General features: G+C 65.0%; 22 protein-coding genes and 2 tRNA genes. 11 read left to right on the top strand and 13 right to left on the bottom strand.

Annotation, left to right across the window (positions count from 1 at the left end):
- Nucleotides 1–139: 139 nt before the first annotated feature.
- From JLK41_RS06840 to JLK41_RS06825, 4 genes are all read right to left on the bottom strand, one after another.
- Nucleotides 140–571 (bottom strand): YkvA family protein, encoded by a 432-nt coding sequence (locus JLK41_RS06840; RefSeq protein WP_037057442.1) that lies wholly within the window; start codon nucleotides 569–571, stop codon nucleotides 140–142.
- A gap of 326 nt (nucleotides 572–897) precedes the next feature.
- Nucleotides 898–1,632 (bottom strand): BamJ family beta-barrel-assembly machinery protein, encoded by a 735-nt coding sequence (bamJ, locus tag JLK41_RS06835; protein WP_134677383.1) that lies wholly within the window; start codon nucleotides 1,630–1,632, stop codon nucleotides 898–900.
- A gap of 188 nt (nucleotides 1,633–1,820) precedes the next feature.
- Nucleotides 1,821–1,897 (bottom strand) — tRNA-Asp (locus tag JLK41_RS06830).
- A gap of 15 nt (nucleotides 1,898–1,912) precedes the next feature.
- Nucleotides 1,913–1,988 (bottom strand) — tRNA-Val (locus JLK41_RS06825).
- Between the two features lie 295 nt (nucleotides 1,989–2,283).
- Between JLK41_RS06825 and rdgC the strand changes: the two genes are divergently transcribed.
- Nucleotides 2,284–3,204, top strand: coding sequence for a recombination-associated protein RdgC (gene rdgC / locus JLK41_RS06820; protein WP_210390645.1), 921 nt, complete (start codon nucleotides 2,284–2,286; stop codon nucleotides 3,202–3,204).
- Between the two features lie 82 nt (nucleotides 3,205–3,286).
- Here the strand turns inward: rdgC and edd are convergent, their stop codons facing one another.
- Nucleotides 3,287–5,110: a phosphogluconate dehydratase gene (gene edd, locus JLK41_RS06815; protein ID WP_175253155.1), complete on the bottom strand. Its 1,824-nt coding sequence runs from the start codon at nucleotides 5,108–5,110 to the stop codon at nucleotides 3,287–3,289.
- 130 nt (nucleotides 5,111–5,240) lie between these two features.
- Between edd and gap the strand changes: the two genes are divergently transcribed.
- Both gap and JLK41_RS06805 read left to right on the top strand, forming a co-directional pair.
- Nucleotides 5,241–6,242, top strand: a complete 1,002-nt coding sequence (gap, locus tag JLK41_RS06810; RefSeq protein WP_175253154.1) for a type I glyceraldehyde-3-phosphate dehydrogenase — start codon at nucleotides 5,241–5,243, stop codon at nucleotides 6,240–6,242.
- A 13-nt stretch (nucleotides 6,243–6,255) separates the two neighbouring features.
- A complete protein-coding gene (locus JLK41_RS06805; RefSeq protein WP_134677377.1) occupies nucleotides 6,256–6,720 on the top strand; it encodes a methylglyoxal synthase in 465 nt (154 codons plus the stop codon).
- A gap of 8 nt (nucleotides 6,721–6,728) precedes the next feature.
- Here the strand turns inward: JLK41_RS06805 and arfB are convergent, their stop codons facing one another.
- Nucleotides 6,729–7,142 (bottom strand): alternative ribosome rescue aminoacyl-tRNA hydrolase ArfB, encoded by a 414-nt coding sequence (gene arfB, locus JLK41_RS06800; protein WP_037047351.1) that lies wholly within the window; start codon nucleotides 7,140–7,142, stop codon nucleotides 6,729–6,731.
- A 131-nt stretch (nucleotides 7,143–7,273) separates the two neighbouring features.
- On the opposite strand from arfB, the gene JLK41_RS06795 reads away from it, so the two are divergent.
- Nucleotides 7,274–8,338 (top strand): metal-dependent hydrolase, encoded by a 1,065-nt coding sequence (locus JLK41_RS06795; RefSeq protein ID WP_210390644.1) that lies wholly within the window; start codon nucleotides 7,274–7,276, stop codon nucleotides 8,336–8,338.
- Between the two features lie 45 nt (nucleotides 8,339–8,383).
- Nucleotides 8,384–10,219 carry an ABC transporter ATP-binding protein gene (locus JLK41_RS06790; RefSeq protein WP_210390643.1) on the top strand — a complete coding sequence of 612 codons (1,836 nt, stop codon included), beginning with the start codon at nucleotides 8,384–8,386 and terminating at the stop codon, nucleotides 10,217–10,219.
- A gap of 210 nt (nucleotides 10,220–10,429) precedes the next feature.
- Here the strand turns inward: JLK41_RS06790 and JLK41_RS06785 are convergent, their stop codons facing one another.
- Nucleotides 10,430–11,755: a DEAD/DEAH box helicase gene (locus JLK41_RS06785; protein WP_037047343.1), complete on the bottom strand. Its 1,326-nt coding sequence runs from the start codon at nucleotides 11,753–11,755 to the stop codon at nucleotides 10,430–10,432.
- Between the two features lie 186 nt (nucleotides 11,756–11,941).
- On the opposite strand from JLK41_RS06785, the gene JLK41_RS06780 reads away from it, so the two are divergent.
- Nucleotides 11,942–12,373 (top strand): anti-virulence regulator CigR family protein, encoded by a 432-nt coding sequence (locus JLK41_RS06780; RefSeq protein ID WP_210390642.1) that lies wholly within the window; start codon nucleotides 11,942–11,944, stop codon nucleotides 12,371–12,373.
- A 98-nt stretch (nucleotides 12,374–12,471) separates the two neighbouring features.
- A complete protein-coding gene (locus tag JLK41_RS06775) occupies nucleotides 12,472–13,041 on the top strand; it encodes a dihydrofolate reductase family protein (RefSeq protein ID WP_037047338.1) in 570 nt (189 codons plus the stop codon).
- Nucleotides 13,042–13,046: 5 nt separating this feature from the next.
- Here the strand turns inward: JLK41_RS06775 and rarD are convergent, their stop codons facing one another.
- From rarD to JLK41_RS06755, 4 genes are all read right to left on the bottom strand, one after another.
- Nucleotides 13,047–13,934 carry an EamA family transporter RarD gene (rarD, locus tag JLK41_RS06770; RefSeq protein ID WP_037047335.1) on the bottom strand — a complete coding sequence of 296 codons (888 nt, stop codon included), beginning with the start codon at nucleotides 13,932–13,934 and terminating at the stop codon, nucleotides 13,047–13,049.
- Nucleotides 13,934–14,797, bottom strand: coding sequence for a carboxylate/amino acid/amine transporter (locus JLK41_RS06765; protein ID WP_210390641.1), 864 nt, complete (start codon nucleotides 14,795–14,797; stop codon nucleotides 13,934–13,936). Before JLK41_RS06765 ends, rarD begins: the two co-directional genes overlap by 1 nt.
- Nucleotides 14,798–14,956: 159 nt before the next feature.
- Complete coding sequence (locus JLK41_RS06760) at nucleotides 14,957–15,556, bottom strand: FMN-dependent NADH-azoreductase (protein WP_175253149.1); 600 nt, start codon at nucleotides 15,554–15,556, stop codon at nucleotides 14,957–14,959.
- Between the two features lie 135 nt (nucleotides 15,557–15,691).
- Nucleotides 15,692–16,006: a hypothetical protein gene (locus tag JLK41_RS06755; RefSeq protein WP_037047329.1), complete on the bottom strand. Its 315-nt coding sequence runs from the start codon at nucleotides 16,004–16,006 to the stop codon at nucleotides 15,692–15,694.
- 74 nt (nucleotides 16,007–16,080) lie between these two features.
- Between JLK41_RS06755 and JLK41_RS06750 the strand changes: the two genes are divergently transcribed.
- From JLK41_RS06750 to JLK41_RS06740, 3 genes are read left to right on the top strand one after another with little or no spacing between them, the layout of a single operon-like run.
- Nucleotides 16,081–17,007, top strand: coding sequence for a PA3225 family LysR-type transcriptional regulator (locus JLK41_RS06750; protein WP_037047327.1), 927 nt, complete (start codon nucleotides 16,081–16,083; stop codon nucleotides 17,005–17,007).
- Nucleotides 17,008–17,017: 10 nt separating this feature from the next.
- Entirely contained in the window at nucleotides 17,018–17,824 is an 807-nt protein-coding gene (locus JLK41_RS06745) for an alpha/beta fold hydrolase (protein WP_175253148.1), read from the top strand.
- Nucleotides 17,825–17,829: 5 nt separating this feature from the next.
- Nucleotides 17,830–18,384 (top strand): peptidylprolyl isomerase, encoded by a 555-nt coding sequence (locus tag JLK41_RS06740; protein ID WP_037047323.1) that lies wholly within the window; start codon nucleotides 17,830–17,832, stop codon nucleotides 18,382–18,384.
- Nucleotides 18,385–18,441: 57 nt separating this feature from the next.
- Here the strand turns inward: JLK41_RS06740 and fpr are convergent, their stop codons facing one another.
- Nucleotides 18,442–19,221 (bottom strand): ferredoxin-NADP reductase, encoded by a 780-nt coding sequence (gene fpr / locus JLK41_RS06735; RefSeq protein WP_037047321.1) that lies wholly within the window; start codon nucleotides 19,219–19,221, stop codon nucleotides 18,442–18,444.
- Nucleotides 19,222–19,335: 114 nt separating this feature from the next.
- Between fpr and JLK41_RS06730 the strand changes: the two genes are divergently transcribed.
- Nucleotides 19,336–20,262: a LysR family transcriptional regulator gene (locus JLK41_RS06730; RefSeq protein ID WP_037047319.1), complete on the top strand. Its 927-nt coding sequence runs from the start codon at nucleotides 19,336–19,338 to the stop codon at nucleotides 20,260–20,262.
- 12 nt (nucleotides 20,263–20,274) lie between these two features.
- On the opposite strand, the gene erdR is transcribed toward JLK41_RS06730, so the two are convergent.
- Nucleotides 20,275–20,922, bottom strand: a complete 648-nt coding sequence (erdR, locus tag JLK41_RS06725) for a response regulator transcription factor ErdR (RefSeq protein WP_037047317.1) — start codon at nucleotides 20,920–20,922, stop codon at nucleotides 20,275–20,277.
- Between the last annotated feature and the right edge of the window lie 122 nt (nucleotides 20,923–21,044).

Genomic DNA, 21,044 nt, shown 5'->3' with positions numbered 1-21,044 from the left:
CTCTCCGTTGGAAAGCAGGACCGATGGCCTCGATCCTTTCCTTGCAAGCGGCCATCTTAACAGGGCCAAGCCGCCTGGGGCGTGATCCGTGCAGACACTCCACGCAGCGCGCCGCGTCTCGCCACACAGGCGCCCGCGATCAGGAATGCAACGGCTCGGCCGGCAGGTGCTCGATGAGCGCCAGCTTCTCCGGGGCCTGCCTGGCACGCCAGGCCTTGAATGCCTCGAGTTCCCCCTGCCAAGTGCGCATCACCCAGGCCAGCACGGCCAGGTCATCGACGAAGCCCACCCCCACCAGCCAGTCGGGAATGGCGTCCAGCGGGGTGATGAAATACAGCAGCGCGGCGACCACCATCAGCAACGCCTGGCGGCTGATCTGCCGGTATTCCCCCTTGAACCAGGCCAGGCTCAGCGCGCGCAACAGCTGCAGGTCATCCTTCAGCGCGGCGAAGCGCTGGCCCTGCGGGGTGCGCTTGTCACCCAGCGCGCGCAGCAACTCAGGCAGCCGCCCCTCACGAAGAAAACGGGCCGCCAGCGGCAGGTAACGCGTCAGTTTCCACGGGGTTTTCATCGGACCTCCTCGGCAAGCCAGGCGCTGCCTGGGCTTGCTTCGCTTATCCACCGAAGCTGTGGATAAATCTGTGCAAAGACTTTCGACAAGCTTATCAAAGCCCCGTGGCATGGGGCCTTGGCTCAGATCGGGCATTTTTTATACAGCCCATAAAATCCATGAAAATCAACGAGTTGCCGATTGACATGAACAGCTTGCAAGGGTAGCGCACGCTTGTTAGGAACCTTTCCCACAATGTGCATAAGCGTAACACTGCAGGTGCCAGCCAAGGCCCGGAAACGACAACGCCCCGTCAAGACGGGGCGTTGTCATGAAGCCATGCAGTGTTACTGCGCTGCCGGCTCGGCTGGCTCAGCCGGTTCTGCCGCCTGATCCTTGATACCGATCAGCTCCAGGTCGAACACCAGCACCGCGTTGGCCGGAATGGCCGGGGACGGGCTCTGCTCGCCATAGGCCAGCTCGCTGGGGATGTACAGTTTGTACTTCTCACCCACGTGCATCAGCTGCAGACCTTCGACCCAACCCGGGATCACGCCGCCGACCGGCAGGTCGATGGGGCTGCCACGTGCGACGGAGCTGTCGAAGACGCTGCCATCGGTCAGCTTGCCCTCGTAGTGAACGGTCACCACGTCGCTTTCCTTCGGCTGCGCGCCGTCGGTCTTCTTGATCACTTCGTATTGCAGGCCGGACGGCGTGGTCACGACGCCTTCACGCTTGCCGTTCTCTTCGAGGAATTTCTTGCCGGCTTCGGCCGCTTCCTTGTTCAGCGCGGTCATGCGCTCTTGCGCACGGTTCTGCAGGAAGGAGAAGGCCTCGATCATGTCCTCGTCCTTGATGCGCGGCTCCTTCTTCGCCAGCGCGTCTTCGATGCCCTGGGCGACGGCCTTGGAATCCAGATCGTCCATGCCTTCCTCGGACAGACTGCGACCCATGTTCAGGCCGATGCCGTAGGAGGCTTTCTGCGCGGGGCTCTTGAGTTCGACTTCGCTGGTTTGCGAATCGCAACCGGCAAGCACCAGGCCCACCAGGGCAACCGCTGCCGCCAAACGATGCTGTTTCATGCTTGTTCCTTGTAGATGCGCCCGAAGGCCGTCGTGTGAAAGCGCGAGCTTAGCAGTACGCCGCGATCACTGGCTACGGCATAGGAGCCGTGCAATGCGCATAAGTTCAAGCAAACAAAGGATTTTTTCGAAGAGATTCGGCGGGCGCCGAAGCGTTGTCACAGGAGGGGATGAAGCGAGGAGAAGAATGGCGCAGCGGACGGGACTCGAACCCGCGACCCCCGGCGTGACAGGCCGGTATTCTAACCGACTGAACTACCGCTGCGCGTAACTGCGAGATTGGTGGGTGGTGACGGGATCGAACCGCCGACCCTCTGCTTGTAAGGCAGATGCTCTCCCGGCTGAGCTAACCACCCATTCGCTCTCGAAGTGGGGCGCATTCTAGAGAGCGATCCGCACCTTGGCAAGCCCTCTTTGCAAAAAAATTTACCGGCCCAGCAAGAACTTAGGTGAGACCAGCGAATTTTCTCGACGCACCGTGGTCAGGGTTGGCCTGAGCCCGCCAGCGGAGAATAATGCGCGCTCTGTGCCGAGTGGACGAATCCCTGTCCATCACCTTCATCCGTCGCGGTGCGCCTCCTTTCTCATGCGGGAAAGGTTCACGGATGGCGCCACCCCGCGACATCAACACCAATGGAGAGTCACCTGCTCATGTGGTTTCGTAACCTGCTGGTCTACCGCCTCACTCAGGACATCCCGTTCGACGCCGACGCGCTGGAAGCCGCACTGTCCGGCAAACAGGCCCGTCCCTGCGCCAGCCAGGAGCTGACCACCTACGGCTTCACCGCACCCTTCGGCAAGGGTACCGATGCCCCGCTGGTGCATGTCAGCGGTGATTTCCTGCTGATCGGCGCGCGCAAGGAAGAGCGCATCCTGCCAGGCTCGGTGGTGCGTGACGCGCTGAAGGAGAAGGTCGACGAGATCGAGAACACCCAGATGCGCAAGGTGTACAAGAAGGAGCGCGATCAGATCAAAGACGAGATCGTCCAGGCCTTCCTGCCTCGCGCCTTCATCCGCAAGTCCGGCACCTTCGCGGCCATCGCGCCGAAGCAGGGCCTGATCCTGGTCGACAGCGCCAGCGCCAAGAAAGCCGAGGACCTGCTCTCCACCCTGCGCGAGGCCATCGGCTCGCTGCCGGTACGCCCGCTGTCGGTGAAGATCGCACCGACCGCCACCCTGACCGACTGGCTGAAGAACCAGAGTGCCGCCGAGGGCTTCTTCGTGCTCGACGAGTGCGAGCTGCGCGACACCCACGAAGACGGTGGCGTGGTGCGCTGCAAGCGCCAGGACCTGACCAGCGAGGAAATCCAGCTGCACCTGTCCACCGGCAAGCAGGTCACCCAGCTGTCGCTGGCCTGGCAGGACAAGCTGTCGTTCGTGCTCGACGACAAGCTGACCATCAAGCGCCTGCGCTTCGAGGACGTCCTGCAGGAGCAGGCCGAGCAGGACGGTGGCGATGACGCCCTGGCCCAGCAGGATGCCAGCTTCGTGCTGATGATGATGACCCTGGTGGAGTTCCTCCCGGAGCTGTTCACCGCACTGGGCGGCGAAGAGATTCCGCAAGGCATCTGATAACCCGCCGGGTGGATGACGCGTCTTTCATCCACCACCCGGACAGGCGGTGGACACGCTTCGCGTTGCCCACCGCCCCTGTTCAGGTCAAGGATTCGAGGCTCTCGGTGAAGGCGCTGGCGCCCTGCTCCGCCGTGCTGAAGTTGTGACGCATGAAGGCGAACAGCTCGCGCCCGCAGCCACTGGCCGGCGCCGGCCTGGCCGCCAGTTCACGGGAAGCCAGCTCGGCGTCTGCGACTTTCAGGAGCAATTCACCGCTGCGACCATCGACACGCAGCACGTCGCCATCGCGCACCCGCGCCAGCGGCCCGCCGTCGAACGCTTCCGGACACACATGAATGGCCGCCGGGATCTTGCCGGAGGCGCCGGACATGCGCCCGTCCGTCACCAGCGCCACCTTGAACCCCCGGTCCTGCAGCACACCGAGGTAAGGCGTCATCTTGTGCAGCTCCGGCATGCCGTTGCTGCGCGGTCCCTGAAAGCGCACCACGGCAACGAAATCGCGCTCCAGCCGGCCGGCCTTGAAGGCTTCCACCAGCTCCAGCTGGTCCTCGAAGACCAGCGCCGGCGCTTCGACCACCTGGTGCTCCGGCGCCACCGCAGACACCTTCATCACCCCACGCCCCAGGTTGCCCTGCATCAGGCGCAGGCCACCCTCGGCCGAGAAGGGCCGGGCCACCGGACGCAACACGCTTTCCTCGAGGCTCGCACTCGGCCCGTCACGCCATACCAGCTTGCCGGCTTCGAGGAAGGGCTCGCGGGTGTAACGCGACAAGCCGCGCCCGGCCACGGTATTGACCTCTTCATGCAGCAGGCCGGCATCCAGCAGTTCGCGGATGAGAAAGGCCATGCCACCGGCAGCCTGGAAGTGATTGATGTCGGCCTTGCCGTTGGGGTAGACGTGCGCCAGGGTCGGCACCACCTCGGACAGGTCGGCCATGTCCTGCCAGGTCAGCAGGATCCCGGCGGCACGGGCGATGGCCGGCATGTGCAGGGTGTGATTGGTCGAGCCGCCCGTCGCGTGCAGGGCGACGATGGAGTTGACCAGGCAGCGCTCGTCGACGATCTCGCCGATGGGCATGAACTGGCCGCTCTGCCGGGTCAGGCGCGTGACCTGCTGCGCGGCCTCGCGGGTCAGGGCATCACGCAGCGGCGTGCCCGGATTGATGAAGGAGGCGCCCGGCAGATGCAGTCCCATCACTTCCATCAGCAACTGGTTGGTGTTGGCGGTGCCGTAGAAGGTGCAGGTGCCCGGCCCGTGGTAGGCCGCCATCTCCGCCGCGAGCAGCTCGTCGCGGCTCGCCTTGCCCTCGGCGTAGCGCTGCCGCACATCGGCCTTTTCCTTGTTGGACAGGCCCGAGGTCATCGGCCCTGCCGGGACGAACAGCGACGGCAGGTGACCGAAGCGCAGCGCGCCCATCAGCAGGCCCGGAACGATCTTGTCGCAGACCCCCAGGTACAGCGCGGCATCAAACATGTTGTGCGACAGCGCCACCGCGCTGGCCATGGCGATCACTTCGCGACTGGCGATACCCAGTTCCATGCCCGGCTCGCCCTGCGTGACGCCGTCGCACATGGCCGGCACGCCACCGGCGAACTGCCCGACCGAACCCAGCTCGCGCAGGGCCTGCTTGATCTGCTCGGGGAACCGCTCATACGGCTGATGCGCCGACAGCATGTCGTTGTAGGCGGACACGATGGCGACGTTGGCCGCATCCATCAGCCGCAGCGTCTGCTTGTCGTGCCCGCTGCAACCGGCAACGCCATGGGCGAAGTTGGCGCACTGCAGCTTGCCGCGCTGCGGCCCTTCGCTGGCCGCCGTGCGAATCATCTCGAGGTAGCGCTGGCGCGTGGCTCGGCTGCGCTGGATAAGACGGTCGGTCACTTCGACAACACGGGGATGCATGAGGAATCTCCAGGTTAACAGCTAGCGCATATTTATATTTACAACAAAATTCTGCCACTGATTGGGCTTGATTTCCACGGCAACGGGAATAATCTTGTAATTCTAACAACAAAATTACGAGACCCTCACCATGACGCTACGAATCGCCATCAATGGTTTTGGCCGCATCGGTCGCAACGTGCTGCGAGCACTCTATACCCAGAACTACCGCCAGCAGCTGCAGGTCGTGGCGATCAACGACCTGGGTGACAGCGCGATCAATGCCCACCTGCTGCACTATGACAGCGTACACGGGCATTTTCCCGAGGAGGTGCGGGTCGATGGCGAAAGCCTGTGGATCAAGGGTGACCGCATCGCCGTCAGCGCCATCCGCAACCCCGCCGACCTGCCGTGGCGGGCACACCAGGTCGATGTGGTGCTCGAATGCACCGGGCTGTTCACCGAACGCGACAAGGCCGCCGCACACCTGGCAGCGGGTGCGCGCAAGGTGCTGATCTCGGCTCCGGCCAAAGGGGCCGATGCGACGCTGGTCTACGGGGTCAACGACGAGGTCCTGACGCCGGCCATGCAGATCATCTCCAACGCCTCCTGCACCACCAACTGCCTGGCGCCCGTGGCTCAGGTGCTGCAACGCGAGCTGGGCATCGAACAGGGCCTGATGACCACCATTCACGCCTACACCAACGACCAGAACCTTTCCGACGTCTATCACAGCGACCCCTATCGCGCGCGCTCGGCCACCCAGTCGATGATCCCGACCAAGACCGGCGCCGCCGAGGCCGTCGGCCTGGTCCTGCCGGAGCTGGCGGGCAAGCTCACCGGCATGGCGGTGCGGGTGCCGGTGATCAACGTCTCGCTGGTCGACCTGACCCTGCAGGTCAAACGCGACACCGACGCGACCGAGGTCAACGCCCTGCTCAAGGCGGCCAGCGAACGCTCGCCGGTGCTCGGCTACAACGCGCTGCCGCTGGTGTCCTGCGACTTCAACCACAATCCGCTGTCGTCGATCTTCGATGCCAACCACACTAAGGTCAGCGGCCGGCTGCTCAAGGTCATGGCCTGGTATGACAACGAGTGGGGCTTCTCCAACCGCATGCTGGACAACTGCCTGCTCCTGGCGCGCATGAACTGAAAGAGGAGGTCCGATGAGCCGCATCAGCTTCACCCAGGCGACCTTGCCCGCTCGCAAGCGCATCGCCCTGGTCGCCCACGACCACTGCAAGAGCTTCCTTCTCGACTGGTGCGAGCGCCAGCGCGAGCGGCTGCGCCAGCACCAGCTGCTGGCGACCGGCACCACGGGCCTGCTGCTGGGCCAGCGCCTGGAGCTGCCGGTGGAAAGCATGATCAGCGGCCCGCTGGGCGGTGACCAGCAGATCGGCGCACGCATCGCCGAGCAGCGTGTGGACATGCTGGTGTTCTTCTGGGACCCGTTCGAACCGCAGCCGCACGACCCCGACATCAAGGCCCTGTTGCGCGTCGCTGCGGTGTGGAACATTCCGGTGGCGTGCAACGAGAGCAGCGCCGACTACCTGCTCAGCAGCAGCCTGATGGAGCGCGAGCACAGCTACCGCATTCCCGACTACCAGACCTATCTGGCCGGACGCAGCTGAGCAACGCGCTAGAAATCCACCTTGCCGCGCCCCGCCTTGATCGCCCCACGCTTGCTCTTGCCATCGAGGCGGCGCTTCTTCGAACCCAGCGTCGGCTTGGTCGGGCGGCGCTTCTTGTCCACCTTGACCGCACTGCGGATGAGTTCGAGCAGTCGCTCCAGCGCATCGGCGCGGTTCTGTTCCTGGGTGCGGTACTGCTGCGCCTTGATGATCACCACGCCGTCTGCGGTGACGCGGCTGTCGGCAAGCCCCAGCAGGCGTTCCTTGTAGAACGGCGGCAGTGACGAAGCCTGACTGTCGAAGCGCAGGTGCACAGCACTGGACACCTTGTTGACGTTCTGCCCGCCGGCGCCCTGGGCGCGAATGGCGGTCAGCTCGATTTCATCGAGCGGGAGGTGGACGCTGTTGGACAGGATCAGCATGAGCAGGGTTTCTGGATGAACATGCGCATCAGGATACCTCTGCGGTCTGTAATCTTTGCTTGAAATTTCCCCACGCCACGCCGGCAGCACCTCGGCTAACGTAGCGGCCTCTACTCTTGCGGAAGCACACGATGGACTCCATAACCCAGGCGGTACTCGGCGCCAGCATCCAGGGCGCACTGCTCGGCCGCTGGCAGGGACGCAAGGCTCTGCTCTACGGCGCCATGCTCGCCACCGTACCCGATCTGGACGTGATCATGGAGTACGGCGACGCGGTGGCCAACATGACCTACCACCGTGGTTTCAGCCACTCGCTGTTCGTGCTCAGCGGCTTCGCCCTGCTGCTGACCTGGCTGGCCAGGCGCTTTCGGCCTCATCCCGGTTACTCGGCCCAGCGCCTGCTGCTGACCCTGTGGCTGGTGCTCGTCACCCACCCGCTGCTGGATGCCTTCACCAGCTATGGCACGCAGCTGTTCTGGCCGCTGATGCCGACACCCACGGCCTGGTCCAGCCTGTTCATCATCGACCCGCTGTATACCGTGCCGCTGATCACGGCCGTGGTCATCAGCCTGCTCACCGGCCTACGCGAGCAGAGCTGGCGCGTGCCCGCCGTCGCCCTGGCCCTGTCGACGCTGTACATCGGTTTCAGCCTGACCGGCAAGTTCATGGCCGAACAGCGCGTGGAGCAGGAACTGGCGCGCCAGGGCATCCAGGCAGAACGCCTGTTCGTCACCCCGACGCCGTTCAACACCCTCCTCTGGCGGGTGATCGTGCTCGACGGCGAGGACTACCACGAGGCCCTGGTCGGCTGGCTCGACGACGACACGCCGCACCTGCAGCGCCTGCCACGCGGTACGCAGCTGCGCGAACAGCTCGCGGGCTCGGCCATGCACGAGCGCCTGGACTGGTTCACCGGTGGCGTGCTGCGCTATGACCAGGTCGGCGATCACCTGATCGTCACCGACCTGCGCCTGGGCATGACCGGGTTCCATCCGTTCCGCTTCGATTTCGCCCACCTGCGCGACGGTCGCTGGCAGCTACAGGAACACATCGCACGCCTGCCCTTCGAACGCGGGGAGATCGAGCACCTGAACCTGCTGCTCAAGCGCATCTGGCAACCCGAGCTGGACGTGCCGCTGCTGGCCTGGGCCAGCGAACTGCAGAAACCACTTTTGACTGAGACTCGCTCGCACTAAGGGCGTACTATCGGCGTCCCTCCATGTCGAGGCAGGATGCCTGCAATGTTGTTTCGCCGCTTCGAGTCGTTGATCGACGTCTTCAAACCCAGCCCGGACATCGCGCCACCGCCGGGTATGCTGCGCTTCTACGGCCACTACCTGAAACAGGTGTGGCCGCTGATGGTCGCGGTGCTGATCGTGGGCTTCTTCGCCGCCGTGATCGAGGTGGCGCTGTTCAGCTTCCTCGGCCAGCTGATCGACATGGCGCAGGCCAGCACGGATGCCGGCAGCTTCTTCGCCGAACACCGCGACGCACTGCTGTGGATGCTGCTGGTGGCGCTGGTCATCCGCCCCCTGGTGTTCGGCCTGCACAACCTGCTCACGCACCAGGCGGTCAACCCCGGGCTGACCAACCTGATCCGCTGGCAGAACCACCGCTACGTACTCAAGCAGAGCCTGAGCTTCTTCCAGAACGACTTCGCCGGTCGCGTCGCCCAGCGCGTGATGCAGACAGGCCCGTCGCTGCGCGACTCGGCCATGCAGGTGATCGACGCGCTGTGGCACGTGGTGGTCTACGCCGGCAGCGCGCTGTACCTGTTCGCCGCCGCCGACCTGCGCCTGGTGCTGCCGCTGGCTCTGTGGATCGTCGGCTACAGCGCCGCGCTGTGGTACTTCGTGCCACGCATCAAGGCACGCTCGGCCGCCGCCTCGGCCGCGCGCTCCAAGGTGATGGGGCGCGTGGTCGATGGCTACAGCAACATCGCCACGCTCAAGCTGTTCGCCCACTCGCAGGAAGAGGAAAGCTACGCACGCGAAGCCATGCAGGACCTGCTCGACAAGTTCCGCCTGCAGTCGCGCACCATCACCGCCCTGGACTTTCTCATCACCTGCCTCAATGGCGTGCTGATCGTCGGCACCGGTGCCCTGGCGCTGTGGCTGTGGAGCCAGGCGCTGATCAGCACCGGCGCCATCGCCCTGGCGCTCGGCCTGGTGATCCGCATCAACAACATGGCCGAATGGATCATGTGGGTGGTCAACGGCATCTTCGAGAACGTCGGCACCGTGCAGGACGGCATGCAGACCATCGTCCAGCCGCGCCAGGTCGCCGACCGCGAGAATGCCACGCCGATTCAGGTGCCGCACGGCGGCGTGCGCTTCGAGAACATCCACTTTCACTACGGCAAGCGCGGCGGGGTGATCAGCGGCCTGGACATCGACATCCGCCCCGGCGAGAAGATCGGCCTGGTCGGCCCGTCGGGGGCCGGCAAGTCGACCCTGGTCAATCTGCTGCTGCGCCTCTACGACCTGGAGAGCGGACGCATCCTGATCGACGGCCAGGACATCGGCACGGTGACCCAGGAAAGCCTGCGCGCGCATATCGGCGTCGTGACCCAGGACACCTCCCTGCTGCACCGCTCGATCCGCGACAACCTGCGCTACGGCAAGCCCGATGCCAGTGACGACGAGCTCTGGGAGGCAGTACGCAAGGCGCGCGCCGACAGCTTCATCCCGACGCTCGACGACAGCCAGGGCGGGCGCGGCATGGACGCCCAGGTGGGCGAGCGCGGCGTCAAGCTCTCGGGCGGCCAGCGCCAGCGCATCGCCATTGCCCGCGTGCTGCTCAAGGACGCACCGATCCTGGTGCTGGACGAAGCCACCTCGGCGCTCGATTCGGAAGTGGAGGCGGCCATCCAGGAAAGCCTGGACAGCCTGATGCAGGGCAAGACAGTGATCGCCATCGCCCACCGCCTGTCGACCATCGCGCGCATGGACCGCCTGGTGGTGATCGACAAAGGACAGGTCATCGAAACCGGCAGCCACGCCGAGCTGATCGCCCATGGCGGCCTGTATGCGCGCCTGTGGCAGCACCAGACTGGCGGTTTCGTCGGCGTCGAATAAACACGAGGACAGGCCGCAGGATGGATGACGCTCTTCTCATCCACCATTGCGCTCACCGCTCGGTGGACGGGTGGAGCGTCGTCCACCCTACGGAATCACCCCGCCGCCGGCTGCTGCACACGACACAAACGTAGGGTGGATGACGCTCTTTTCATCCACCATTGCACTCACCGCCCGGTGGACGGGTGAAGCGTCGTCCACCCTACGGAATCACTCCGCGGCCGGCTTCTTGCGCTTGAGCGGTGCGCTGCCGTCGGCGCTGACCAGCGCGGAGGGTTTGCCCGCCGGGCGCGGGCCGCTCTTGCGCTTGGGCGCGGCGGCTTTCTTCGGCTCTTTCTTCTCGGCCTTTTTCTTCTTGCTGCCGGCGGCCTTGCCCGAGGCCTTGAGGTTCTTCGGCCCCTGGTAGACGCCCTTGAGTTCCTTGACGGTGCGGCGCTCGAAACGCTGCTTGAGGTAGCGCTCGATGCTCGACATCAGGTTCCAGTCGTTGTGGCAGATCAGCGACACCGCCAGGCCCTCGCCACCGGCACGCCCGGTGCGGCCGATGCGGTGCACGTACTCGTCACCGGAACGCGGCATGTCGAAGTTGATCACCAGGTCCAGGCCATCGACGTCCAGACCGCGTGCCGCCACGTCGGTGGCGACCAGGACCTTGACCGCGCCCTGGCGCAGGCGCTCGATGGCCAGCTTGCGGTCCTTCTGGTCCTTCTCGCCATGCAGCACGAAGGCCTTGACCCCGGCCGCCACCAGCTTGCCGTAGAGGCGATCGGCCTGCACCCGGGTATTGGTGAAGACGATGGCCTTGTCATAGGTCTCGTTGGCCAGCAGCCAGTCGACGAGCTGCTCCTTGTGGTAGTTGTGGTCGGCGGTGATGATCTGCTGACGGGTGCCTTCGTTGAGCTGGCTGACGCTGTTGAGCATCAGGTGCTGCGGCTGCTTGAGCACCTTGGCGACCATCTCCCGCAGCCCGTTGCCACCGGTGGTAGCGGAGAACAGCAGGGTCTGGTGCGGCCCGCAGGACTCGGCCAGACGCTGGGCGTCCTCGGCGAAGCCCATGTCGAGCATGCGGTCGGCTTCATCGAACACCAGCACCTCGACCTCATCCAGCGGCAGGTTGCCGGCATTGGCATGTTCGATCAGACGGCCAGGCGTGCCGATGAGGATGTCGATCTTGCGCATCAGTGCGGCCTGCACCTTGAAGTCCTCGCCGCCGGTAACCAGTCCGGCCTTGAGGAAGGTGAACTGGGCGAAGCGCTCGACCTCCTTGAGCGTCTGCTGCGCCAGCTCACGGGTTGGCAGCAGGATCAGCGCACGGATGCTCAGGCGCTGCTTCGAGTTGCCATCGCCGAGCAGGCGGTTGAGCAGTGGCAGGACGAAAGCGGCGGTCTTGCCGCTGCCGGTCTGGGCGATCACTCGCAGGTCCTTGCCCTCCAGCGCAGGAGGAATCGCTGCGGCCTGTACCGGCGTCGGCTCGACGAATTTAAGCTCGGCCACGGCTTTCAGCAGGCGTTCATGCAGGGCGAATTGGGCAAACACGGGGGCACTACCTCGAGAAATCGACAAAACGGTGCATAGCCTAACGGTTTCCGGCGTCCGGGCCGAATTTCTTTGCACTCGGCCAACGATAGTCGATGCGTTCGCCGCTACGCTTTCCTACCGGCGGGTGGAACCGAGCGCACCCGCCGGGAGTCAGATTGATATCACTCCAGAGGAGTCTCTCTCATGTTCATGAAGCCTCACTCAGCGGTAGCCTTGAGCCTCTGCGCGCTGCTGGCGGCCTCCCCGGTCCTCGCCAGCCCGCCACCGGGCAAGGGTAAGCAGGCTCACCAAGGCCAGCAGGGTCAGCAGGGTCAGCAGGAAGACGTGCGGATCGACCTGCGCGGCCCGAGCGTCGATATCGGCCGGGTGCGTATCGTCCTCGGCGACAACCGCCAGTTGATCGGCCCGACCTCGTCCCTGCCACCCGGCATCGCCAAGAACCTGGCTCGCGGCAAGCCGCTGCCGCCGGGCATCGCCAAGAACTTCGACAGCCGCCTGAACGCGCGCCTGCCGCACTACGATGGCTACGAATGGAAGCAGATCGGTACCGACGTGGTGCTGGTGGCGGTCGCGACGGGCATCGTCTACGAAATCCTGCGTAACGTGCTGGACTGAGTGGTCTTCCGACGGTCTGCCGACAAGCGGTATGGCCACTGACGAACTTGTCTCCACGGCATCGCTCAAATCGTCAGATGGCCAGCCGAGAACGCACCATGAGCCCGTCACTGATCTATCACGTCACCTCCAGCCTGGACGGCTACATCGCCCGCCCCGATGGCCACATCGACTGGTTCGCTTCGCTGCGCCAGGCCGATGAGGAGTACAGCTTCCAGTACTTCTACTCCGGCATCGATGCGTTGCTGATGGGCCGCGGCACCTATGAGGCGCTGCTCAAGCGCGGCGGTGCCTGGCCCTACCCCGGCAAGCCCTGCGTGGTGCTCACCCGCCTGCCCCTGCCACGCGCCTCGGATGAGGTGCAACTGACCCACTGCACCCCCGCTCAAGCGGTCGCCGCCCTGGGGGAAGCCGGCTTCCAGCGTGTCTGGCTGGTCGGTGGCAGCCTGCTGGCGGGCAGTTGCTACACCGCCGGGCTGATCGACGAAGTGGTGATCAACCTGGTGCCCCACCTCCTCGGCGCCGGCATTCCGCTGCTGGCGACGGGCATGGAGCGCAGCCTCACGCTCAGCGATCAGCGCCGCTTCAACAGCGGCACCCTGCAGGTGCACTACAAGGTGCAGAACCCCGCCTCGCAGCAGTCGCCCTCGCGCATCAACGCGGCCTGATCACCTCAGGCCGGCGTTTTGCGCAGCAGACGCGCGCTGTCCCAACCGACCAGCAATACGGCTGCCCAGATCGGCAGGTAGGTCAGCCATTGCCCGGCATCGAAGGTCTCCCCCAGCACCAGCAGCGCGACGGCGAACAGCAGCACCGGCTCGACATAGCTGAGAATGCCGAACAGCCCCAGCGGCAACAGCCGGCTCGCCGCCATCATCGCGGCGAAGGCCAGGGTGCCGATCAGCGCCATGCCCGGTACCAGCAACCACAGCGCAGGCCGATTGGCAAAGGCATCCACGGGGCCATGGGCGACGATCAGCCAGATCGCCAGCGGCGCCAGCAGCAACATCTCGAGCACGAAGCCGGACAGCGCATCGAAACGCATCCAGCGGCGCAACATCATGTAGGGCGGGTAGCCGAGCGCGGTCACCAGCGTCAGCCAGGAAAACGCCTGGGTGCGCCAGAGCTCATGCAGCACGCCGAGCACGGCGCAGGTCACCGCCAGTCGCTGCAACGGGCGCAGGCGCTCGCCGTAGAACACCCGCCCGGTCAGCACCAGGGCAAGCGGCAGCAGGAAGTAGCCCATGGATACTTCCAGCATGTGGCCGGCCAACGGCGCCCAGACGAACAGCCCCCACTGCACGCCGATCAGCGCCGCAGCCACGGGGCAGGCAGCGAGCAGCAGCGGCTCGCGGCGCAGACGCACGAACGTCTCGCGCAGCAGCGCGGTCTGCCGGGCCAGCAGCACCAGCAGCAACACCAGCGGAATGGACCAGAGCACGCGCTGCGCGAACACCTGTATGCCGTCCAGCGGCGTCAGCCATTGCACGTAGCCGGGCAGCACGGAGAACAGCACCGAGGCGCCGACGGACAGCGCCACACCGCGCCCGGAAAGCTGCATCAGCCAATCCTCGCCGGCCTGCGCCCCAGGCCCGCCACCGGCAGTGACAGGGCGATGACCGCGCCACCGATGGCCAGGCGCAGCAGATCGGCGTCATGGTTCCAGATCAGCAGGTTGACCAGCAGGCCGGCCGGCACCAGGGCGTTGTTCATCACCGCCAGGGTGCCGCCGTCGACCAGGCTGGCGCCCTTGTTCCACCAGTACAGACCCAGGCCGGAGGCGACCACGCCGAGCCAGCCGAGCACGCCCCATTGCAAGGCGCTGCTCGGCAGCCGCTCGCCATTGCCCAGCAGCAGGAAGGCCGGCAACGCGATCAGCAAGGCGCCGAGGTAGAAGAAGCCGAAACGCCGGTACTGCGGCTCGCTCGAGGGAAACTTCAGCAGCAGGTGCTTGTACAGCACCTGGCCGGCGGCGAAGGTGAAGTTGGCCACCTGCAGCAGCAGGAAGCCCAGCAGGAAGCTGCTGCTGATCCCGTCATAGCGGATGATCCCGGCGCCCAGCACGGCCACCAGGGCGGCGAGCAGCGCCCAGGGGTTGAAGCGGCGGTTGAGCGCATCCTCGATCAGCGTCACGTGCAACGGCGTGAGGATGGTGAACAGCAGCACCTCCGGCACCGTCAGCACCGAGAAGCTGAGGTACAGGCAGACGTAGGTGATGCCGAACTGCAGCGCACCGATCACCAGCATGCTGCGCACGAAGGCCGGAGCGTGACCGCGCCAGCGGGTCAGCGGCAGGAACAGCAGGCCGGCGATGACGATGCGCGTCAGCACCGCGAAATAGCTGTCGACCCGACCGGCCAGGTACTCGCCGATCAGACTGAAGGAAAAGGCCCACAGCAGGGTCACTATCAGCAGATATCGCACAGCCACCTCCGAAGGAAGGCGGCGACCTTAGCGCGTTCGCCGGCAGCGGACAATGCATGCCCGGCCAGCGAGCGGCCGGCCATGCAAAAAAGCCGGCTACCTCGTAGCGAAGCGACCGGCGCAACACGCCCGTGGGCGGGCGCTCAGGAGAGAGTGGGATCAGGCGACCTCGGCCACCTTGGCCCTGGCCTGGGCCAGGCCCTTTTCGCTGAACTCGGCACCCAGGTTCAGGCCTTCGGCGTGGATGAACTGCACGTCATGGATACCGATGAAGGCCAGCGCCTGGCGCAGGTAGGGCTCCTGGTGATCCAGCGCACTGCCGGCATAGATACCGCCGCGGGCAGTCAGCACGAAGGCGCGCTTGCCGGTCAGCAGGCCCTGCGGGCCGGTCTCGGTGTACTTGAAGGTGACGCCGGCGCGCAGCACGTGGTCCAGCCAGGCTTTCAGGGTGCTGGGGATGGCGAAGTTGTACATCGGCGCCGCCAGCACCAGCACATCGGCTGCCAGCACTTCGTCGGTGAGCAGATTGGAGCGCGCCAGGGCGGCCTTCTCCGCCTCGCTCTGCTGCTCGCTCGGCGTCATCCAGCCGCCCAGCAGCGTGGCGTCGAGGTGCGGCACCGGGTCAACGGCCAGGTCGCGAACCTGGATCTGGTCGGCCGGGTGAGCGGCCTGCCAGTTGGTGATGAATTGCTGGGTCAGCTCACGGGAGACCGAACCTTGTTGGCGGGCGCTGCTTTCGATCACGAGAATACGGGACATACCTGAGGCTCCATCGAGGTGGGTAGGAATCGATGGAGCACAGACTAGGTCCACAACATTCGATTAAAAAGCGCAAATATCCGCTTACATATATCGACAAAGTTGATTTATGGATGGGCCGGGTCTAGGCTCTGGTTACTTCAGGCCACAGGTCAGGTCGACCCGCAGGCGAATCACGCTGCGGCTGAACTTCACCGTCATGTTGTTGCTGGCCCCCGGTGTCAGCACGGCTCGCCGCGTACGTGGCGCTTCCGGGCCGTTGCGGAACACGGCGCTGCATTCTGCTTCACTCTCGCCGTAGTTGTAGAGCACCAGCGCTGCCATGTTGTGATCGATTTCCTGAGTGGTGGCCGATACCTCGGCGCCGTTCAGCTGTTTCTCCACATCGATCGGATAGGCGTGGGCAGCCAGGGGCAGCAGGGCGAACAACAGGCAGAAGATTTTTTTCATCGGTGCTCTCCATCATCGGAGCGCCAGTGTAGGTCGAGATCGCCGGCGATGACAGCCGGTAACAGGACAGTGTCATGAAAGCTCCCCGTGTAACCCTGGACCAGTGGCGTACCTTGCAGGCGGTGGTCGACCAGGGCGGTTTCGCCCAGGCCGCCGAGGTGCTGCATCGCTCGCAATCGTCGGTGAGCTATACCGTGGCGCGCATGCAGGAGCAGCTCGGCGTGCCGTTGCTGCGCATCGACGGGCGTAAGGCGGTGCTGACCGAGGCCGGCGACGTCCTGCTGCGCCGCTCGCGGCAGCTGGTCAAGCAGGCCAGCCAGCTGGAAGACCTGGCCCACCACATGGAACAGGGCTGGGAGGCCGAGGTGCGCCTGGTGGTCGACGCCGCGTATCCGACGGCGAACATCGTCCGCGCGCTGACCGCCTTCATGCCGCAGAGCCGTGGCTGCCGCGTACGCCTGCGCGAGGAAGTGCTGTCCGGGGTCGAGGAAGTGCTGCTGGAAGGCACCGCCGACCTGGCCATCAGCGCCCTGAACATCACCGGCCACCTGGGCATCGAACTCGGCGAAGTGGAATTCGTCGCCGTGGCCAACCCCGAGCACCCCCTGCATCGCCTGCAACGGGAACTGAGCTTCCAGGACCTCGAGGGCCAGATGCAGGTGGTGACCCGCGACAGCGGTCGCCTGCAGCCACGCGACGCCGGCTGGCTCGGCGCGGAACAACGCTGGACCGTGGGCAGCCTGCCAACCGCGCGGACCTTCGTCAGCAGCGGCCTGGGCTTTGCCTGGCTGCCGCGCCACCTGATCGCGCGTGAACTGCAGGAGGGCCTGCTCAAGCCCCTGCCGCTGGCCCAGGGCGGCCTGCGCAAGCCTCGCTTCTTTCTCTACAGCAACAAGGACCGGGTCCTGGGCCCGGCCACGCAGATTCTCATCGAACTGATCAAGAACTTCGACGCCGCGCCGCTGGACGCTCCGTTCGCCGCGCCGCAGTCCAGCCACTGAGAGCCGCCCCATGCCCTACTTCGACAACGATGGCTGCCAGCTGCACTACGAGGACTACGGTCACGGTACGCCGCTGCTGCTGGTGCACGGCCTGGGTTCGAGTACGCGCGACTGGGAGTACCAGATTCCTGCCCTCAGCCCGCACTACCGGGTCATCGCCCTCGACGTGCGCGGGCATGGCCGCTCGGACAAGCCGCGCGAGGCCTATAAGATCGCCGACTTCGCCGACGACGTGGCCGCGCTGATCGAACACCTGCAACTGCCCGCCGTGCACCTGGTGGGCATTTCCATGGGCGGCATGATCGGCTTCCAGCTCGGCGTCGACCGCCCCGAGCTGCTGCGCAGCCTGACCATCGTCAACAGCGCCCCCGAGGTGAAGGCCAGGAGTGCACGGGACTGGCTGGAGGTCGGCAAACGCTGGACGCTGTCCCGCCTGCTCAGCCTGGACAGCATCGCCAAGGCCCTCGCCAAGCTGCTGTTCCCCAGACCGGAGCAGGCCGACCTGCGGCGCAAGGTGGAGGAACGCTGGCCACAGAACGACAAGCGCGCCTACCTCGCCAGTCTCGACGCGATCATCGGCTGGGGCGTGCGGGAACGCCTCGCACGCATCACCTGTCCTACGCTGGTCATCACCGCGGACCGCGACTACACCCCGGTTGAACGCAAGCGCGAATACGTGGCAGAAATGCCTGACGCGCGCCTGCTGGTGATCGAAAATTCGCGCCACGCCACACCACTGGATCAACCTGAACGCTTCAATAGCGCCCTGCTCGCCTTTCTCGGTGAAGCAGACACCACTGCCAACAAGGAAAACTGACCATCATGCTCAAGCAACTCGTTATCGCCGCCGGCGCCCTGCTGCTGTCGACCAGCCTGCTGGCTGCGGAAAACCCCAAGGTACTGCTGACCACCAGCATGGGCGAAATCGAAGTGGAACTGGCCGCCGACAAGGCGCCGATCAGCACGCAGAACTTTCTCAAGTACGTGGACAGCGGCTACTACAACGGCACCCAGTTCCATCGTGTGATTCCCGGCTTCATGATCCAGGGCGGCGGCTTCGATGCCGAGCTGCGCCAGAAGGACACCGACGCACCGATCAAGAACGAGGCCGACAACGGCCTGCACAACGTGCGCGGCACCCTGGCGATGGCCCGCACCCAGGTACGCGACTCGGCCACCAGCCAGTTCTTCATCAACCACAAGGACAACGCCTTCCTCGACCACGGCTCGCGTGACTTCGGCTATGCCGTGTTCGGCAAGGTGACCCGTGGCATGGAGGTGGTCGACAAGATCGCCCAGGTGCCGACCGGCAACCGCGGCATGCACCAGAACGTCCCCCGCGAGCCGGTGCTGATCATCGACGCCAAGCGCCTGTAAGCCGCGCACCAACGAAAAAGCCGCCCGATGGGCGGCTTTTTCGTTTGCCAGAGGCGCTTACTTCTCGACGAAGGCGCGCTCGATCAGGTAGTCACCCGGCTCACGCATGCGCGGGGAGATCTTCAGGCCGAAGCTGTCGAGCACTTCGGCGGTCTCGTCGAGCATGCTCGGGCTGCCGCAGATCATGGCGCGGTCGTCCTGTGGGTTGATCGGCGGCAGGCCGATGTCGGCGAACAGCTTGCCGCTGCGCATCAGGTCGGTCAGGCGGCCCTGGTTCTCGAACGGCTCGCGGGTGACGGTGGGGTAATAGATCAGCTTGTCACGCAGGGCCTCGCCGAAGAATTCGTTCTGCGGCAGGTGCTCGGTGATGAACTCGCGATACGCCACTTCGTTCACGTAGCGCACGCCGTGCACCAGGATCACCTTCTCGAAACGCTCATAGGTTTCCGGGTCCTGGATCACGCTCATGAACGGCGCCAGGCCAGTGCCGGTGCTGAGCAGGTACAGGTGCTTGCCAGGGTTCAGGTCATCGAGCACCAGCGTGCCGGTAGGCTTCTTGCTGATGATGATCTCGTCGCCTTCCTTGAGGTGCTGCAGCTGCGAGGTCAGCGGACCGTCGGGCACCTTGATGCTGAAGAACTCCAGGTGCTCTTCCCAGTTCGGGCTGGCGATGGAGTAGGCACGCATCAGCGGGCGACCATTGTCCTGCTGCAGGCCGATCATCACGAACTGGCCATTTTCGAAGCGCAGGCCCGGATCGCGGGTGCACTTGAAGCTGAACAGCGTATCGTTCCAGTGGTGGACGCTGAGCACGCGCTCGACGTTCATATTGCTCATGATGATCTTTCCTCGGGAAGCACAGCGCCTTCGGCGCGATTGCGCGGCATTTTATTCGCGGCAACAATATCTGTTAAGTGGATTATCAAGATATAGGTTATCGGTTATATCGATATGCGATTTACTCTCAGACAACTCCAGGTATTCGTCGCGGTCGCCCAGCAGGAGAGCGTCTCGCGCGCGGCGCAGTCACTGGCGCTCTCGCAGTCCGCCACCAGCACCTCACTGACCGAGCTCGAACGCCAGTCCGACTGCCAGCTGTTCGACCGCGCCGGCAAGCGCCTGGCGCTCAATGCCCTGGGGCGCCAGCTGCTGCCGCAGGCGGTGGCGCTGCTCGAACAGGCACGCGAGATCGAACGCCTGCTGGGCGGCAAGAGCGGCTACGGCTCGCTCAACGTCGGCGCCACGCTGACCGTGGGCAACTACCTGGCCACCCTGCTGATCGGCAGCTTCATGCAGCAGCACCCGGAGTGCCGAGTGAAGCTGCAGGTGCACAACACCGCCCACGTGGTACAGCAGATCGCCCACTACGAGCTGGACCTGGGCCTGATCGAAGGCCACTGCCAGCACCCGGATATCGAGGTGCAGCCCTGGGTCGAGGATGAACTGGTGGTGTTCTGCGCACCGCAGCACCCGCTGGCGGCACGTGGCACGGCGAGCCTGGAGGAACTGACCTGCGAGGCGTGGATTCTGCGCGAGCAGGGCTCGGGCACCCGGCTGACCTTCGATCAGGCCATGCGTCATCACCCGCGCAAGCTGAATATCCGCCTGGAGCTGGAGCACACCGAGGCGATCAAGCGCGCCGTGGAGTCCGGCCTGGGCATCGGCTGCATCTCACGTCTGGCCCTGCGCGACGCCTTTCGGCGCGGCAGCCTGATGCCGGTGGAGACACCCGAGCTCGATCTGCGCCGGCAGTTCTATTTCATCTGGCACAAGCAGAAGTATCAGACGGCCGCCATGCGTGACTTTCTCGAGCAGTGCCGCGCGCTGACCGCCGGGGTGGCCCGCAGCGACCAGATCGTGCTGCCGGCCATCGTCTGAGCCTGGGGCCCGTCAGCCTGGAATCGACTCCATCTGCTGCAGCAGCAGCGCCGCCTGGGTGCGCGTGCGCACGCCGAGCTTGCGGAAGATCGCCGTGACATGCGCCTTGACCGTCGCCTCGGAGACGTTCAGTTCGTAGGCGATCTGCTTGTTCAGCAGGCCTTCGCAGACCATGGTCAGGACCCGGAACTGTTGCGGGGTCAGGCTGGCGAGCCCGGCACTGGCGGCCTTGGCCTCCTCGGAAACCGGGGCGCTCTCCTCGGCCATCGGCGGCCACCAGGTATCGCCGTCGAGCACCTGGCGCACGGCCAGCTGCAGGGTCTCCAGCGGGCTGGACTTGGGAATGAAACCGCTGGCACCGAACTCGCGGGAGCGGTTGACCACCGAGGCTTCCTCCTGTGCGGAGATCATCACCACCGGAATCTGCGGGTATTGCCCGCGCAGCAGGACCAGGCCGGAGAAACCGTAGGCACCCGGCATATTGAGGTCGAGCAGAACCAGATCCCAATCACTCTTGTCGGCCAGGCAGGCCTCCAGCTCAGCGATGCTGGCAGCCTCCACCAGGCGCACATCCGGCCCCAGCCCCAGGGTCAGTGCTTGTTGCAGCGCGCTGCGAAACAGCGGGTGGTCATCGGCAATCAGGATTTCATAGGCGGCCATCGGCAGATCCTGCTCTTGTTATGAGTGGCACTGAGGTGAGTATGACAGTGCTTATTGGCTGACGACCCGCTCAAGACTGTTCATCCATCACGACAGACTCCCCACTCGGACCGACGGCGGCG

The sequence above is a fragment of the Ectopseudomonas khazarica genome (genome assembly GCF_017915135.1).
GTDB classification, from domain to species: Bacteria; Pseudomonadota; Gammaproteobacteria; order Pseudomonadales; family Pseudomonadaceae; genus Aquipseudomonas; species Aquipseudomonas khazarica.
Note: the sequence above shows the minus strand (reverse complement) of the source record. Positions and strands in the feature narration are given on the sequence as shown.